The following is a 14,870-nucleotide window of genomic DNA, read 5'->3' as shown; positions in this document are numbered from 1 at the left end:
CAGGAAGAAGGCGTTCAGGAAGAAGGCGGTCAGGGGGAAGGCAGGAAGCGGGCGCATTCGCGTAGTGCGGCCGCGTTGTCGGCGATGGTGGTGTCGACGAGTTTGCGGCCGAGTTCGGGGGTGGCTCCGGTGGGATCGCCGATGACGCCGTTGCCCGTACCGAAGTCGTCGCTCGTCCAGCCGAAGGAGACGGACTTGCCGAAGCCGATGTGCTCGTAGGCGGTCAGGTGCTGGGGGACACTCCGCTCGGCCAGCGACATGTCCACCGTATCCGGGTGGAGGTGGAGCATCGCCGCGGTCTCGTTCAGCCCGCCGTGCACTCCGAGACCCAGTTCGCCGGACGGGGACGCGCCGCCCTGGTCAGCGGGGAGTGCGGCGTGCAACAGGAAGGTGAACAGACCGTATTTGGTGCGTAGTTCACGCAGAGCGACTCCCAGCAGCGCGCTGTTGCCGCCGTGCGCGTTGAGGAACGCGAGCCGCCGGACGGGGCCCTTGGCGAGAGAGCGTCCCAGGTCGTCCAGTACCGCGAGGAGCGTCGAGGCGCTGAGCCACAGCGTCCCGGGCGACCAGGCGTGTTCGTCGGACTTGGCGTATGCGAGGCCCGGCAGCAGCGTGATGTCGCAGCTGTCGGATGCGGCCAGGGCGGCGCCCTGCGCTGTCGCCTCCGCCATGAAGTAGTCGGTGGCGACGGGAAGATGGGGCCCGTGCTGCTCGATCGCGCCGACGGGAAGGACGGCCACGGTGTCGGCGGACAGGTCGGTGACCGACGGTCCGCTGAGGTCGGTGAAGTGGGTGAAGGCCATGGTCAGCGCGCTCCCAGGAGGTGGCCGGGGTTGAGCAGCCCCAGCGGGTCGGCGGTGCGGGCGGTGGCACGGACGAGGTCGAGGCGCCGGTCGACGTACCAGTTGTGGACGTCATGGACGCCGACGCCCAGTGCCTCCAGGGCGGCGATCCCCTCGTACACGGTGGCTTCGTCCTGGTAGTGCGCCATCAGCATGCCGACGGTCCCTGAGCGCATCCCCTCCAGGTGCAGCACCGTGCCGGGGAAGACGGCCTTGACCGCCGTCGGGTCGCCGAGCAGTACGTCGCCGCCGACCTCCAGGTGGAAGTAGCCGTCCTTGGCCTTCATCAGGTGGTATGTCGGGTGGTTGAAGGAGAGCGAGGAGATGAGGGCGGGACCGTGCGGCGCGGGACGTACCTCCGTCACCCGGCCGCCGTGCTTCTCGATGATCGCCCGGGCGTCGTCCTCGGCCTGCTCCTCGATGATCGCGCGGACACTGAGCGCGGCCGGGTCGAGGGCGGGGTCGGCCTCGAAGGTCTCGACGAGGCCGGGCTCGTCGAGGGAGACCAGGCGTGGCGCGGGCTCCAGGCTTACGAGGTCGGAGAGGGCGGCGGTGGCGGACGCCCAGTCGTCGAAGGAGGCGAAGAGGCCGGTCCAGTCCCGGGCCGGCTGGAGGGCGACAGTCGCGGTCGTGGTGATGCCGGTGGTGCCGTAGGCGTGGATGTACGGGAGTGCTTCCTCGCCGCGAACGGTGAAGGGCTCGGCCTCCGCTGTGCACGGGACGACGGTCAACTCCCGTACGAAACCCTCGCCGTTGGTGCCGTTGGCGAGCGATCCCGTGCCGCCGTTCCCGCCGCAGAGGAAGCCGCCGAGCGATGTCCCGAAGGTGGAGGGGAACATCCACAGCTCCTGTCCCAGTGTGCGCGCATGCGCCTCCAGGTCGGACATCTTCGCGCCCGCCTCGGCCCTGATCCACCCGTCGCCCGCGCCCAGGATGCGTCCGCATCCGGTGAGGTCGAGGACGGCGCCGCCGTGCAGCGGGATCGCCTGGCCGTAGTTGCCGGTGCCCTTGCCGCGCGGGGTGAGCGGGATGCGCAGGCGGTGGGCGAGGGCGACGAGGGGTTGGACCTGCTCGTACGAGGACGGGCGCAGCACCACCTCGGCGCGACCGGCGGGGAGCTTGGCGGCGAGGATCGGCGACATGTGCGCCCAGTCGCGGGACGCCTTGTCGAGGGCGGAGTCCTCGCGTACGACAGCGTCCACGCCCAGCAGTGCGGCAGCCTCCGTACAGAATTCGTCGATGCCGGGGGTGCGGTGCGTGGGGCCTGGGCCGGCGCCCGACATCGGGTCGTCCGCGACAAGTTCGGTCATCCGGCGCAGTTCGGTGGCGGACAGGGTCGTGCCCTTGGGGTCGACGGCCATCACTTCATTCCGATCTCGGTGTCGATGAATTCGTTGGTCGCCAGGTCGTCGGCGCTCAGCCCGGCCGGGATCTTGACGCCGCCCTCGGCGAGGATCGGCCCGAAGGTCTTCAGGGAGTCGGCGACCCGCTTCTCGTCGAAGCTCGCGATCGAACCGTCGGCCTCGTTGCCGAGGATGCCGAGCTTGACCATCTCCTTGGCGGCGTACTGGCCGGTGCCCTTGGAGTAGACCCAGCTCGTGCCGTACTGCTTGACGATGTCGTCGATGAGCGTGATCGCTGTGTCCGGTGCGGCGGCGAAGTCGGCGGCCGACTGCTGGATGACGGGGACCAGCTTCTTCAGACAGGGGCTGAGCTTCGTCAGAGCGCCGGTGCGGACGGAGAGTGCCTGCGGGTAGACGGTGTAGCCGACATCGGCCAGCAACTGGAACTTGACCGGCTTGTTCCAGGCGGTGATCTCGTGCTCGTAGAGGTACGGTTCCGCGGTCGCGAAACCCTGCTGGGCGATGGAGGGGTCGGCGACGAAGCGGGACGGCGCGCTGTCGTAACTCCCGTCCAGCTGGCTCTTCTTGATGAGCCCCTTCGACACCAGCATCGGGGCGAAGATCTCGCCGTCGCGGTAGACGACCTTGGCGCCGCTCTTGCCGATATCGGCGACGGTCTGCCAGTCCGGGTGGGTCTTGGGGTCCCACATCAGGACCTGAGGGCTCTTCTTCATCAGCGCGGCGACCGCGGTGACGGGTTGCTTGCCGGCCGCCTGGATGGCGCTGTCGGTGGTGACCATCCCGAGGGTGATGGACTGGTCGATGTACATCTGCGAGGCCGGGCTCTGGAACCCGACGGCCGAACCTCCCGCCCGTACCTGGATCTTGACGCCGGTGTCCTTGCCGCCGATGACGAGCGGGCCGGTGACCCGCTTCTTGTCGGTGTCGACGGTGTAGCCGGGGCCGACGAGGTTGTAGATCGGACCGTGTTCGGCCTCGGGCTCCCAGTCGGCCTGGACGACGACGGTGGCGGGGCAGACCTTGTCGAGGCGCTGGGCAGCGGGGGCGGGCTTGAGGTCGGCGGACGAACCGGCGGCGGTGGTGGCGCCGGCGCCGCAGCCGGTGGCGGCGAGAAGGAGCGAGGCGCTCAGTCCCGCAACAAGGCTTCTTCTGGCGGCAATTGGCATGACTGTCTCCCGGAAGGGGCTGTGACGGGGAAGCGGAGAGGGGGTGGGGCCGGCTGAGCAGGTCGGGTGAAATCTCCTGCGGTTGGGAAGCGCCCCGAAGGGGCGCGGGGCTGTATCGATTTGCGGCTCCGCCGCGTGGGCGCGACCAGCCACGACGGTGCCGCAGACGGTCGACGGCATATCGCGGCACAGCCGGCGGAGCGCTCAGCGGCCGGACGCGTGCCAGGAACCGACGGCGAGGCGGGACAGGAGCGTGAAGAGCGCGAAGACGGCGACCCCGAAGAGGGAGGCGAGGATGATCGCGGCGAAGAGGTCCTCGGACTGGAGGCGTGAACGGTAGACGTCGAGGAGTGTGCCGATGCCGGGCGCGCCCTGTTTGAAGAACATGTCGCCGACGATCGCGCCGATGACGGAGAGCCCGGAGGAGGTACGCAGCCCGGTGAAGATGGCGGGGAGTGCCGCGGGCAGTTCCAGCTTGCGCAGGCGGGCCCAGCGGCCGGCCTTCTGGAGGGTGAAGAGGTCGTGGTGTGCGCGGTCCACGGACTGTAGTCCGAAGAGGGTGTTGGCGATCAGCGGGAAGAGGGCGATGAGGACGCAGACGACGACCCGGCTGGTGAAGCCGAAGCCGAACCAGAGGCCGATGAGAGGGACGATGGCGAGGATCGGGACGGTCTGCAGGATGACGGCGTACGGATAGAGGGACCGCTCCAGCCAGCGGGCGCGGCTCATCACGACGGCCCCGGTGATGCCGAGGGCGGCGGCGATGGCGAGCCCGGCGAGAGCGACCTGCGCGGTGAGGGCGAGGGCCTGGAGCATGGGCTGAAGGTGGGTCCAGTCGAGGACGGCGACCTGGAGGACCTGGTGCGGGGGCGGTACGAGGAAGCGCCGAGCGGGGGCGAGAAGCAGATAACTCGCTGCGTACCAGAGGCCGATGGCGACGGCGAGCGAGCCGACGGGAGCGAGCAGTGCGACGGGGCTGCGGCGTGTGCGGACGGACGCCTCGGCGGCAGGGAAAGCCTCGACCGTGAGGCCGGCGGCAGCATCGGACTGGTGCACGGGGGTCTTCCCCTCGTGGTCCGGAGCGACAGCGTTCGAACCGGTGAGGGCCGGTTCGGAAGCGGCAGACGGTTCGCCGCTCGGGCCGACCGCGTCCGGGGCGGCAGTGGTCGCGTGGGCAGTCGGCGCGTCGGCGGCCGTGGCAGCCGGGGTGTTCGTGGTCACTGGGCGTCTCCTCGCAGGGCTGCGGAGACCGCGCCCGCGATCGCGGCGAACTCCGGTTCGTAGCGCAGCGATGCGGGCCTTGGATGGGCGAACGGGACATCGAACTCGGCGGTGATGCGTCCGGGCCGGGCCGACATCACCACGACCCGGTTGGCCAGGAAGACCGCCTCGGTCACCGAGTGGGTGATGAAGAGACCCGCGAATCCCGTCTCGGCGAAGATCCGCTGGAGCTCCTCCTGCATACGAAGCCGGGTCATCTCGTCCAGAGCGCCGAAGGGTTCGTCGAAGAGGAAGAGCGCGGGGCTCATCATCAGCGCACGGGCCAGCGAGACCCGCATCCGCATCCCGCCCGAGAGCTGTCCCGGCAACTGCTCCTCGAAGCCGTCGAGGCCGACGAGACGGATGGCGTCCATGGCGCGCTCGTGCCGTTCGGCCTTGGGACGGCCGGCCAGTTCGGCCGGTAGCGCCACATTGGCGAGGACGCTGCGCCAGGGCAGCAGGGTGGCGTCCTGGAAGACGTAACCGATGTCCCCGCCCGGGGTGCTGATCTCGCCCGCACTGGGAGCATCGAGACCGGAGGCGAGCCGCAGCAGGGTGGACTTGCCGCATCCGGAGGGGCCCACGACCGCCACGAACTCCCCGGCCCCGACGCGGAGATCCACACCCGAGAGTGCGGTGGTCCCGCTGTCGAAACGCTTGTCGACGGCTACGAAGCTCAGCGCCGTCTGCACTGCTGTCGCCACGTCGACTCCTTCCTTCAGGACTTTGATGCGTTCACCGATGTTCGTAGCATCAACATTTGTTGTTTCGGGGGGATGTCCCGGGCGTTTACGCCCTGGACCAGTCAGAGCGCTTCGCGGATCACCGTGGTACGGCTCACCGCTCGCCCGCCCTTGAAGACGATCCGGTCCGGGTACGAGGCCCCGACAGCCCCGGAGAGCGAGTCGGCCCGCACGGCGAGGAGGTCGGCGATCGCACCCTCGTACGGCCCTGCGGCGGGCAGCCCGAGGACCGTGCGGGCGCCGGTGGTCACCGCGTGGACGGCCTCGGGCAGCGTCAAGTGACCTGCCGCGACGAGGAGTCCGGCGGTCTCCAGGGGGTCGGCCCTGCCCACCGGGTTGAAGGGGTCGCGGATGTTGTCGCCGCCCCCGGCCAGGGGCACGCCCGCGTCCAGGAGGGCGCGTACGGCGGTCAGACCGCGTGGGGTGCGGGCAGGGGCGTCGCGGCCCTGGAGGTAGAGGTTGGTGAGCGGCAGTGCGACGACCCCGATCCCGGATGCCGCCGCCTCCTTGGCGATCCGGGCGGCCTCGGCCGGGTCCAGGCCGCCAAGGCCCACGCAGTGGCCGGCGGTCGCGCCGTGGGCGAAGCCCCGCTCCCGTACCGCCTGGGCGAGCAGCAGCAGATCCTTCGGGTCCGGACGGAGATGCTCGTCCGCATGCAGATCGACGCCGACGCCGTGCCGCTCGGCGATGGCCAGGGTGCGGGCGACAGCGGCCTTCGGGTCGTCGGAGAGGTGCGGGCAGCCGCCGAGCAGGTCGGCCCCCGACTCCAGTGCCTCGTCGAGGATGTCGTCGGACGCCTCGATGTGCAGTACGGCGATCTGAAGCGCGACCCGCTCGCTCAGTTCCTCGCGCAGTCGCAACAGCGCCCGCAGCCCCCGGAGCGGATCGGGGCCGGGCAGGACGTCGGCGTGGGTGCGGACGGCGGTCGCACCATTGGCGACCAGCTCGTCCAGGGCACGGCGGGCCCTGATCAGTACGTCCTCCTCCGTCACCTGCTCGGCATAGCCTTGCCAGGCGGCGACCGCCCCCGGCAGGTCGCAGGGCGGTGCACCGGCCAGGTCCCAGGTGAGGGCCTTGTCGAGGTGGGCGTGGGGTTCGGCGGGGGCGGGCAGCAGCATGAAGCCGGAGAGGTCCATCTCCCCGCATACGGAGGGGAGTTGACCGGTCCGCGCGACGGCCGACACTCGCCCGTCCTCGATCAGTACGTCCCGGACCTGCCCTTCGGGCAGCCGCGCCCCGCGCAGCAGCAGTGCCGTCGCCGTCATCGTGCGTCCCCGTTCTCCGGTGCGGTGAGTACCGCGAAGCCGTCGAAGGCGTGCCACATCGCGGGCGCGCCGAACATGTCCTGGCGGCGGACCGGGCGGGTCCGTCCGCGCGCCACCTGGTCGAAGGCTTCGGCGACCCGTCCCACGAAGTAATGGCCCTCACGGTGGCGGAGGTTGTGCCCCAACAGGGCTGTTCTGACCGGCAGTTCGGCCAGTCGCCGAGTCGATGCGGCGAAAGCGGGTACATCGGCGCCCGGCACATGGGCGAAGAAGGTGCCGCTGATCAGGGTGTCGCCGGCGAGGAGCTGGCCGCTCTCCGGCTCCCAGAGGCAGATGCCGTCGGGCGAGTGGCCGGGGGTGTGCAGGACGTGCAGCCTCCGCCCGCCCAGGTCGAGCTGCTCTCCTTCCCTGAGCAGCCGGGTCGGTCGCACCGCTTCGATACGCCACTGGGTCAGTTCGGGGACGGGCCGCACCTCGATCCGTGAGTCGGTGAGGAAGAAGCCTTCGGCGGAGAGTGCGCTCAGCTCGATGTAGCGCTGTCGCATGTCCTGGGTGATGTGCTCGTACGTCTCGAGCCACTCGCGCGGTGCGGGCTCGTCGTGCAGGTCTGCGCCCACCTCGTGGACGGCGAAGTCCTTGGCCTCGCCCACCAGTGAGGCGTTGCCGCCCCGGTGGTCGTAGTGGTGGTGGGAGTTGACGACGAGCAGCGGCAGCGAGGTCAGCGCACGCACTTCGCGACCGATGTCCCCTATGCCCATCCCGGTGTCGTACAGCAGGGCGAGGTCGTCGCCCACGACGAGATAGCTGTTGACGTGCCCGGGCTCGGCGAGGAGGAAGGTCCCGGGTCCGGTCTCCTGTACGGAGAACCAGTCGTGCTCGCTCATGCGCCGATGCCGTGGTAGCGGCGGGCGTGGTGGACGAGCGCGCCGGTCCCGCCCCGGCCGGGGACGATCTCGTCAATGCCGGCGATCAGCAGCAGGTGGTCCCCGGCCGCCACCTCTTCCCGTACGCGGCACAGAACGGCGTGCGTGCTCTGCGCCAGCAGCAGCGGCACACCTCCCTCTCCTGCCGTCCACTCCAGCCCGGCGAACCGGTCGGCGGCCGGATCGGCGAACCGCCGCGAGACGGATTCGCCGTCCGCGGCAAGGATGTTGAGGGCGAGTCTGCCGCCGTCCTGGAGCAGCGGCAGGGTGCGGCTGCCGCGCTGGACGCCGATCGCCAGCAGCTGCGGCGTGCGACTGAGGCTCATCACGGCGGTGCTGGTGAATCCCGCAGGTGTGCCATCGGCTGCGGCGGCGGTCACCACGCAGACGCCGCCCGCGAGGGCGGCCATGGCATCGAGAAACCCGGCCGTGGCGGGTCGATCGGCAGTGGTCGCGGTCATTCGGGCTCCTCGCCTAGAATGTTCGTCACATCAACATTGAGCGTAGGAGACTTGTGTTTCGCGGGAGTAAATCCCTCTCCGAAGTGACCGCTTAGGATTTCCGCCATGGCAGACCGCCCCACCGAAACCCCCGCCGATCCGGACCAGCAGCTCGGCGACGCGATCCGTCGGCTGCGCAAGAAGCGCGGCCTCACCCTTGTCCAACTCGCGGGCAGCGCGGGCCTTTCGCACCCCTTCCTCAGCCAGCTGGAGCGCGGGCTGACCCGCCCGAGCATGCCCTCGCTGCACCGGATCGCCCAGGCACTCGGCACCACCCAGCAGGCCCTGCTGGCGCACGCGGCAACGTCCCCCGCCGACATCCATGTCGTACGGGAGGGGTCCGGCACCCCCGTGGCCAACAGCGGCGGCTCGGCCCGGATGCTCGGGGCACCGCAGTTCGCCGTCCATCCGGTCGAGTACACGGGAGGACCCACCGGCTTCGAGGAGTACTACGACCACCCGGGCGATGAGTTCCTCTATGTGGTGCACGGCGCGATCGAGGTCGACCTACTGGGCCCCGGCGGCCGCGAACTGCACCGCCTCCATGCCGGTGACAGCCTGCTCTACCCGGGGGGAACCCCGCACCGCTGGCGGGTTCTGGAGGATCAGGACCCTTCCGGGGTGCACATCCTCACCGTACAGAACGCCCCTCGCTAGAAGCTGCGTCCGATCCTGCGTCTCGAACGCCTGGGCCCGGGCGACAGCCTCGTCCACCCGGGTGGCGTCCCGCGCCGCCGGCGTGCGCTCGGCTCGGCGACCGCGAGGTGCGCGGTCGCCCTGGCACCCGCGCTATGGGACGTATTCCGCCGGGGTGGTGGACGTCGGCCGGGTCTGCTTCTCTGCCTCTGCCTCGTCGTCCGCCGTGCGTGCCGGGCGGGTCCGGTTGAAGGCCAGGTTCAGCCCGAACGCGATCAGGGTCGCGCTCGTCACCGGTGAGCCCAGCACGATGCGCACACCGTCCGGGAAACGGGAGTAGAGGTCCGGTGCCACGTCGGGCGCCATGCCCACGCCGATCGACACGGCGACGATCAGCAGGTTGTGCGTTCCCTCGAACTCGACCTTCCGCAATGTGCTGATGCCGACGGCGGCGACCGTGGCGAACATGACCAGTCCCGCCGCGCCCACAACCGGTCCGGGCAGCCCGGCCACCACCGCCCCCAGCTTGGGAACCAGGCCCAGGACAACCAGGATGGCGCCCGCGACGGTGGCCACATGGCGGCTGCGCACCCGGGTCATCGACACCAGGCCCACGTTCTGGGCGAAGACGGTGTCGATGAAGGCGTTCATCACTCCGCCGAGCACCCCGGACAGTCCGTCGGCGGCCAGCCCGCGCGCCATGTCCGCGGTCGTCAGCTCCTTGCCGGTGAGTTCGGCGACCGCGATCAGGTCCGCGGTCGACTCGGCGAACAGGACCAGCATCACGACACACATGGAGATGACCGCGACAGGCGGGAACTCGGGCGCGCCGAAGTGGAACGGAGCGCTCACCCCGATCCAGTTGGCGCCACGAGCGGCGGACAGGTCCACCATTCCCAGCGGTACCGCGACCGCGGTACCGGCCAGCAGCCCGAGGAGGACCCCGGTCTGAGCCAGAAAGCCCCGGCCGAACCTCGCCACCAGCAGGATCACGATGACGACGAGGGCGGCGAGGGCAAGGCGCGACGGCGCCGCGTAGTCCGCCGCCTCGGGGTCGCTCCCGACGACAAGGTTGACGCCGACACCGATGAGCGCCAGGCCGACCACGGTGATCACCACACCGCTCACCAGCGGCGGGAAGAAGCGCGCTGCCTTGGCGAACGGCCAGGCGACGAGCAGGCCGAAGATCCCGGCGGCGAGCATCGAACCGTATACGGCCTGGAGCCCGTACTCACCGGCGATCAGGATCATCGGCGTCACGGCGGTGAAGGCCGCGCCGGCCATCACGGGCATGCGGACGCCGAGCACCCGCCCGACGCCCGCGCCCTGGATCATCGTGACGACGCCCGCGACCAGCAGGTCCGCGTTGATGAGCAGAGCGATGGTCGAGGCATCGAGCCCGGCGGCCGCGCCGAAGACGAGCGGCACCGTGACACAACCCGTGTACATCACCAGAACGTGCTGGAGACCCAGCACCGCGAGCCGCCCGAACGGCGCCCGTTGCTTCGCGGACATCATCACAACAGCCCCTCTACCGTGCGAAGTTGGCGGCGATGCGCTGCTGGATGTACTGCTCCGCCGTGATCGGCGGATACCGGCCCTCCGGCCCCTCGATCACCACGTCACGGTCGGCCTGGGCGAAGAACGCGATGCTGTAGCGGGCGCCCCGGTCCTCGCCGGGGCCCGGGGACTTGACCCGGTGGAAGTTGGACGGAAGCCGGTCGTCGCTCCACCGCATCAGCATGTCGCCGATGTTGCAGGTGATGGAGTCGGCCGAGGGCACCACGGGAGTCCATTCCTGGGCCTCGGCCTCCTTTCCCGGGCACACCTGCAGTCCGCCTTGGCCGTCCCGCTGGAAGAGCAGCGTCAGGCAGTCGAAGTCGGTGTGCGCACCGGCCCGCCACACGCTCGGGTCGGGCTCGGCGTCCTCGGGGAGCGCGAAGTAGTGCAGCATCCGCAAGGTGGACTGGTAGTGCTCGCTCCGCGGGTCGTGGGCGCGGGCGAAGAAGTCGCTGTCGTAGCCCAGCTTGTCGGCGAAGCAGGACAGGACCCGCATCGCCACCTCGCGGCAGCGCGTTTCGAAGTCGAGGGCGCGCAGCCGGAACTCGGGCAGGACGTCGTCGGGCCAGAGCCCCTCCATGTGAGGGCGGGTGACCTGGTACGACTCCTTCTGGTCCGGTGTCCCGACGGACGGCCTGACCTGGGTCATGGACTCCCACCCGGAGTTGAGGCCCTTCTTCAGCCCATGCCGGGCCTTGTGGCCCTCGGGCAGCGCGAAGAATCCCTCGGCGTTCGTGAAGGCCTCGTCCACCAGGGCCTGTTCGATGCCGTGGTTGACCAGCTGGAAGAACCCGATGTCCGTGGCCGCCGTCCACAGCTCCTCGGTGATCTCGGCCTTGCGGGCCTCGAAGTCGGAGAGGTCGATGCGGCGGATCTCGCGCGCCGTGGTCTCGGTTCCGGCCCCGCCCATGCGGGTTTCCTTGTCGAGTTCGGCGAGGCCGTACGTCGATTGAGGCGTCGCGTGCGGCGTGGCACGCGTCGTGATGTCAGTCATCGCGGCAAGTACTCCTGAGTACGTCGGAGTGGTGTTCTCCGAGTCCTACGAGGTGCAGTCACCGCCCCTGCACCCCCACCGCGGACACACAGAGGTCCGCGGGCACGGTCGGCCTCGGACCCGTCCGTGGGCCCGGCGCCGTGGGCTGGCATACGCCCCGTCGACAGGGGCCATGCGCGATGAAGCCACCCTGGCGGCACCGTGTTTCGTCCGGGAACCAGTTCTGTTACTGCGACAGCACGTCCACGAGGAACGCCGTCAGGATGAACGCGTCGCGGGCATCGGTCTTGGCCTCGCCCGGGTACACGGTTGAACGCTGCTCCGCTACCCGTGATGCGGAGGATGAGGCGGACGCGGCGGCATGGTGGTCAGGCCGGGGGCCGGCTCGGGCCAGACCAGCAGGACGGGGCAGGGGGCGTGGTCGACGACGAAGCGGCTGGTGGGGCCGAGGCTGTGCGGGCCCAGGTGGGTGCGGTCGCCGTCACGGGCAAGGATCAGCAGGTCGGCTCCCTCGGCCGCGGCGACGACCTCGCGCTCGACGCGGCCGGTGCGCACGGTGCGAGTGCAGGGACGGTCCAGGCGGTCGGCGGCGGCCCGCAGCAGCTGCTGGGCGGAGGCTGCGGCGAGGTGTTCCATCCGTGTGCCCGGGTCGAGTTCGGGGTGACCGCGGCCGAGCAGCCCGGCGAAGGCGCCGTGCGCAGCGCCCGGCACATCGTGGGCGGTGACGTGGAGGAGGGCGATGTCGGCGTCCGCGGGGGCGTGGGTGCGGGCGGCGTCCACGCAGGCGGGCCAGGTGGCTTCGACGATCCAGACGACCACCGACATGGGATCAGCCTCCTCCGAACGCGGCCAGTGAAGCCCACAGTGCCAGCACCGCGGCGCACAGGCTCGCCGGTACCGCGTACAGGCCGAGCCGGGTGAACTCCCCGAGCTCCACCTCCGCGTCGTGGGCGTGGACGATACGCCGCCACAGCAGGGTGGCCAACGAGCCGGCGTAGGTGAGATTGGGGCCGATGTTCACCCCGAGCAGCACCGCGAGAACGGCGCCGGGGCCGGACGCGGAGGCCAACGGCAACAGCACCAGCACCGCCGGCAGATTGTTGATCACGTTGGCCAGTACGGAGGCCAGCGCGGCGATGCCGAGCAGGGCCGCAAGCCCGGTGCCGTGGGGGATCAGATGCCCCAGGGCCGTGTCGAGCCCGTTGTCCACGACCGCGCGGACCACGATCGCGAGCGCAAGTACGAAGGCCAGGAACGGCACCGAGACGGAACGCAGCAGCGCCTTCGGGGTGGTACGGCGCCGGAACAGGGCCCGGACGGCGAGGGCCGCCGCGCCGGCGAGGGCGGCCCAGGCCGGATCGATCCCGACGGCCGAGGTCAACACGAACCCGGCCAGCGTGCACACCACGGTCACCAGGGCGAACAACGGCAGTTCGGGCGCGTCGGTCGTGGGCGGGGCGTGTGCCCCGGCATCCAGGTCGGTGGCGAAGAAGCGCCGGAAGACCACGTACTCGACGGCGATCGCGGCCAGCCACGGCAGCGCCATCAACGCGGCGAACCGGGTGAAGCTCAGTCCGCTGGCCGCGAATGCCAGCAGGTTGGTCAGGTTGGACACGGGCAGAAGCAGGGAGGCCGTGTTCGAGAGATGCGTGCAGGCATACACATGCGGCTTGGGGCGGGCGCCGAGCCTGGCTGCCGTGGCGAACACCACCGGGGTGAGCAGCACCACCGTGGCGTCCAGGCTCAGTACGGCGGTGATCGCCGACGCGGCCAGGAACACCTGCGCCAGCAGTCGGCGCGGCCGACCCGCCGCCGTACGCGCCATCCAGGCACCGCAGGCCTGGAACAACCCCTCGTCGTCACAGAGTTGGGCGAGGACCAGCACGGCCGCCAGGAAGCCGATCACCGGTCCGAGCCGTTCGGCTTCGTCCAGCGCATCGGCCGGGGAGATGGCCCCGGTGGCAACCACCAACACCGCGGCCGGAACCGCGACCACGGCTTCCGGCCGGCCGAAGGGACGGACGACGGCACAGACCAGCACGAGCACGAGCATGGCCGCGGACAGCGTCTCCGCGAGCGGGGCGTTCAGGTTCGGGCCCTTCCGCGCAGCGGCGGACGGGCCGCCGGTGGATCTCCCCGAACGGTACTTCGTTGAAGTAAGACCGCCCCTGACCGGAGCAGCCCCCGGTGCTCAGTCGCCGCGCACGGTCCGCTTCGCGAGCTCGTACGCCGGAAGCATCTCCTCGTGCTCCTCGGTGTCGAGCCCGCCCAGGTGCAGGACAACCGGACCGTCGGGCGTGACGACGGTCAGGGCGCGCTCCTTCTTCGTCTCATCGAGGATCTCGCTGGTGTAGAGGTACTCCACCTCCACGCCATCGAGGCCGTCGCCCGTCGTGAACGTCCGGTATGCCTCCTTGCTCGCACCGCTCTCGGCCGCGACGAACGCCTTCAGCACGGCGCGCGCGTCGTCCTCGCCCGGATCTCCCGTCCAGACACGGATGAAGCCGATGTTGCCCGCGGGCTTGGCGTCGATCTCGCACGCGAGGGTGACCGGGCCCTGGTGGAGGAGCGCGTCGGTGATGTCCTCGGCCAGTTCTCCGTCGGAGCCGTCCGAACTGCTCGCGCCGGCCCCGCTCTCGGCGGATCCGCCGTCCACGGCCTCAGCCGTCCAGTCCTCGGCGATGTCGAAGGTGACGGGGAGCTCGCAGGCCGAGCCGGCGCCACCAAGGGTGCCCCCACTCGCGGCGACCGTACCGCCCGCCCCGTCGGCGCTCGCCGACACTGTCGCGTCCCTGTCCTTCTCCTCTGTCGGCGCGGCCTCCGAACACCCCGTCAGCAACCCCGCCAACAGCATCACCCGCACCGCACCACGCCACGCGTTCCCCGCCCTGACCTGCATCGCAGCCCCTCCCCAGTGACCAGGCGGCCACTGTATCCGAAGGAGGCCGACTGGCATGACCTGCGAGATTTGCCTAAAGGTCTTAGGTAGCTGCACAATGCTATTCGCTGAACGAGAGGAAGGTTATGGCGCGCGTAGGACTGACCACGGAACGCCTGATCCGGGCGGGTGCGGAACTGGCCGACGAGATCGGCTTCGACCAAGTCACCCCCTCGGAGCTCGCCAGACGCTTCGACGTCAAGGTCGCGAGTCTGTACTCGCACGTGAAGAACTCCCAGGACCTCAAGACCCGGATCGCCCTGTTCGCGCTGGAGGAACTGGCCGACCTGTCCGCCGACGCGGTGGCCGGGCGGGCCGGCAAGGACGCGCTGACCGCCTTCGCGAACGTCTACCGCGACTACGCCCACGAACACCCCGGCCGTGCGGCGGCCGCCCGGCTGAGACTCGACCCCGAGACGGCAGCCGCGAGTGCCGGGGTCCGGCACGCCCGGATGACGCGGGCGATCCTGCGCGGCTACGACCTGGCGGAACCCGAGCAGACACACGCCGTGCGGCTGCTGGGCAGCGTCTTCCACGGCTACGCCAGCCTGGAAGGCGCGGGAGGATTCAGCCACAGCGCCCCCGACAGCGAGGAGACCTGGACGCGGATCCTCGACGCCCTCGACGCCCTGTTGCGCAACTGGCCCGCCCGCCCCACCCCTTGATCGACAGGCTGAGG

At 70.3% G+C, this 14,870-nt stretch carries 15 protein-coding genes; 2 read left to right on the top strand and 13 right to left on the bottom strand.

Annotation, left to right across the window (positions count from 1 at the left end):
• Window positions 1-29 precede the first annotated feature (29 nt).
• From KCH87_RS43430 to KCH87_RS43395, 8 genes are all read right to left on the bottom strand, one after another.
• A complete protein-coding gene (locus KCH87_RS43430; protein WP_210593470.1) occupies window positions 30-803 on the bottom strand; it encodes a creatininase family protein in 774 nt (257 codons plus the stop codon).
• Between the two features lie 2 nt (window positions 804-805).
• Entirely contained in the window at window positions 806-2,203 is a 1,398-nt protein-coding gene (locus KCH87_RS43425) for an FAD-binding oxidoreductase (RefSeq protein WP_210593469.1), read from the bottom strand.
• On the bottom strand, window positions 2,203-3,372 hold the full coding sequence (locus KCH87_RS43420) for a hypothetical protein (RefSeq protein ID WP_210593468.1): 1,170 nt from the start codon (window positions 3,370-3,372) through the stop codon (window positions 2,203-2,205). Before KCH87_RS43420 ends, KCH87_RS43425 begins: the two co-directional genes overlap by 1 nt.
• A 204-nt stretch (window positions 3,373-3,576) precedes the next feature.
• Window positions 3,577-4,593, bottom strand: a complete 1,017-nt coding sequence (locus KCH87_RS50595) for an ABC transporter permease (protein ID WP_308299058.1) — start codon at window positions 4,591-4,593, stop codon at window positions 3,577-3,579.
• On the bottom strand, window positions 4,590-5,336 hold the full coding sequence (locus KCH87_RS43410; RefSeq protein WP_308299057.1) for an ABC transporter ATP-binding protein: 747 nt from the start codon (window positions 5,334-5,336) through the stop codon (window positions 4,590-4,592). Before KCH87_RS43410 ends, KCH87_RS50595 begins: the two co-directional genes overlap by 4 nt.
• A 101-nt stretch (window positions 5,337-5,437) precedes the next feature.
• Window positions 5,438-6,640 carry an amidohydrolase family protein gene (locus tag KCH87_RS43405; RefSeq protein ID WP_210593467.1) on the bottom strand — a complete coding sequence of 401 codons (1,203 nt, stop codon included), beginning with the start codon at window positions 6,638-6,640 and terminating at the stop codon, window positions 5,438-5,440.
• On the bottom strand, window positions 6,637-7,524 hold the full coding sequence (locus tag KCH87_RS43400; RefSeq protein ID WP_210593466.1) for an MBL fold metallo-hydrolase: 888 nt from the start codon (window positions 7,522-7,524) through the stop codon (window positions 6,637-6,639). The genes KCH87_RS43405 and KCH87_RS43400 overlap by 4 nt, the downstream gene beginning before the upstream one ends.
• Window positions 7,521-8,024 carry a flavin reductase family protein gene (locus KCH87_RS43395; protein WP_210593465.1) on the bottom strand — a complete coding sequence of 168 codons (504 nt, stop codon included), beginning with the start codon at window positions 8,022-8,024 and terminating at the stop codon, window positions 7,521-7,523. The genes KCH87_RS43400 and KCH87_RS43395 overlap by 4 nt, the downstream gene beginning before the upstream one ends.
• Before the next feature lie 105 nt (window positions 8,025-8,129).
• Between KCH87_RS43395 and KCH87_RS43390 the strand changes: the two genes are divergently transcribed.
• Complete coding sequence (locus tag KCH87_RS43390; protein WP_210593464.1) at window positions 8,130-8,720, top strand: helix-turn-helix domain-containing protein; 591 nt, start codon at window positions 8,130-8,132, stop codon at window positions 8,718-8,720.
• A gap of 132 nt (window positions 8,721-8,852) precedes the next feature.
• On the opposite strand, the gene KCH87_RS43385 is transcribed toward KCH87_RS43390, so the two are convergent.
• The 5 genes from KCH87_RS43385 to KCH87_RS43365 all read right to left on the bottom strand — a co-directional run bounded on the left by KCH87_RS43385 (window position 8,853) and on the right by KCH87_RS43365 (window position 14,152).
• Complete coding sequence (locus tag KCH87_RS43385; RefSeq protein WP_247197682.1) at window positions 8,853-10,214, bottom strand: nucleobase:cation symporter-2 family protein; 1,362 nt, start codon at window positions 10,212-10,214, stop codon at window positions 8,853-8,855.
• 16 nt (window positions 10,215-10,230) lie between these two features.
• On the bottom strand, window positions 10,231-11,253 hold the full coding sequence (locus KCH87_RS43380) for an isopenicillin N synthase family oxygenase (RefSeq protein ID WP_210593463.1): 1,023 nt from the start codon (window positions 11,251-11,253) through the stop codon (window positions 10,231-10,233).
• A gap of 324 nt (window positions 11,254-11,577) precedes the next feature.
• On the bottom strand, window positions 11,578-12,078 hold the full coding sequence (locus KCH87_RS43375; RefSeq protein WP_210593462.1) for a universal stress protein: 501 nt from the start codon (window positions 12,076-12,078) through the stop codon (window positions 11,578-11,580).
• A 4-nt stretch (window positions 12,079-12,082) separates the two neighbouring features.
• A complete protein-coding gene (locus KCH87_RS43370) occupies window positions 12,083-13,306 on the bottom strand; it encodes an SLC13 family permease (RefSeq protein WP_374199099.1) in 1,224 nt (407 codons plus the stop codon).
• A gap of 138 nt (window positions 13,307-13,444) precedes the next feature.
• Complete coding sequence (locus tag KCH87_RS43365) at window positions 13,445-14,152, bottom strand: lipoprotein (RefSeq protein ID WP_210593461.1); 708 nt, start codon at window positions 14,150-14,152, stop codon at window positions 13,445-13,447.
• Between the two features lie 125 nt (window positions 14,153-14,277).
• Here KCH87_RS43365 and KCH87_RS43360 point away from each other — a divergent pair, with 125 nt between their 5' ends.
• Complete coding sequence (locus KCH87_RS43360; protein ID WP_210593460.1) at window positions 14,278-14,856, top strand: TetR/AcrR family transcriptional regulator; 579 nt, start codon at window positions 14,278-14,280, stop codon at window positions 14,854-14,856.
• Window positions 14,857-14,870: the final 14 nt, after the last annotated feature.

Source organism: Streptomyces sp. GESEQ-35 (assembly GCF_017948485.1).
Taxonomy (GTDB): Bacteria; Actinomycetota; Actinomycetes; order Streptomycetales; family Streptomycetaceae; genus Streptomyces.
This window is presented reverse-complemented; position numbering and strand designations above follow the sequence as displayed.

What these genes read in the sequence shown, in the direction of transcription:
- KCH87_RS43430 (WP_210593470.1), bottom strand. Translation starts at nt 803, where the DNA reads ATGGCCTTCACCCACTTCACCGACCTCAGCGGACCGTCGGTCACCGAC.
- KCH87_RS43425 (WP_210593469.1), bottom strand. Translation starts at nt 2,203, where the DNA reads ATGGCCGTCGACCCCAAGGGCACGACCCTGTCCGCCACCGAACTGCGC.
- KCH87_RS43420 (WP_210593468.1), bottom strand. Translation starts at nt 3,372, where the DNA reads ATGCCAATTGCCGCCAGAAGAAGCCTTGTTGCGGGACTGAGCGCCTCG.
- KCH87_RS43405 (WP_210593467.1), bottom strand. Translation starts at nt 6,640, where the DNA reads ATGACGGCGACGGCACTGCTGCTGCGCGGGGCGCGGCTGCCCGAAGGG.
- KCH87_RS43400 (WP_210593466.1), bottom strand. Translation starts at nt 7,524, where the DNA reads ATGAGCGAGCACGACTGGTTCTCCGTACAGGAGACCGGACCCGGGACC.
- KCH87_RS43395 (WP_210593465.1), bottom strand. Translation starts at nt 8,024, where the DNA reads ATGACCGCGACCACTGCCGATCGACCCGCCACGGCCGGGTTTCTCGAT.
- KCH87_RS43390 (WP_210593464.1), top strand. Translation starts at nt 8,130, where the DNA reads ATGGCAGACCGCCCCACCGAAACCCCCGCCGATCCGGACCAGCAGCTC.
- KCH87_RS43385 (WP_247197682.1), bottom strand. Translation starts at nt 10,214, where the DNA reads ATGTCCGCGAAGCAACGGGCGCCGTTCGGGCGGCTCGCGGTGCTGGGT.
- KCH87_RS43380 (WP_210593463.1), bottom strand. Translation starts at nt 11,253, where the DNA reads ATGACTGACATCACGACGCGTGCCACGCCGCACGCGACGCCTCAATCG.
- KCH87_RS43375 (WP_210593462.1), bottom strand. Translation starts at nt 12,078, where the DNA reads ATGTCGGTGGTCGTCTGGATCGTCGAAGCCACCTGGCCCGCCTGCGTG.
- KCH87_RS43370 (WP_374199099.1), bottom strand. Translation starts at nt 13,306, where the DNA reads ATGCTCGTGCTCGTGCTGGTCTGTGCCGTCGTCCGTCCCTTCGGCCGG.
- KCH87_RS43365 (WP_210593461.1), bottom strand. Translation starts at nt 14,152, where the DNA reads ATGCAGGTCAGGGCGGGGAACGCGTGGCGTGGTGCGGTGCGGGTGATG.
- KCH87_RS43360 (WP_210593460.1), top strand. Translation starts at nt 14,278, where the DNA reads ATGGCGCGCGTAGGACTGACCACGGAACGCCTGATCCGGGCGGGTGCG.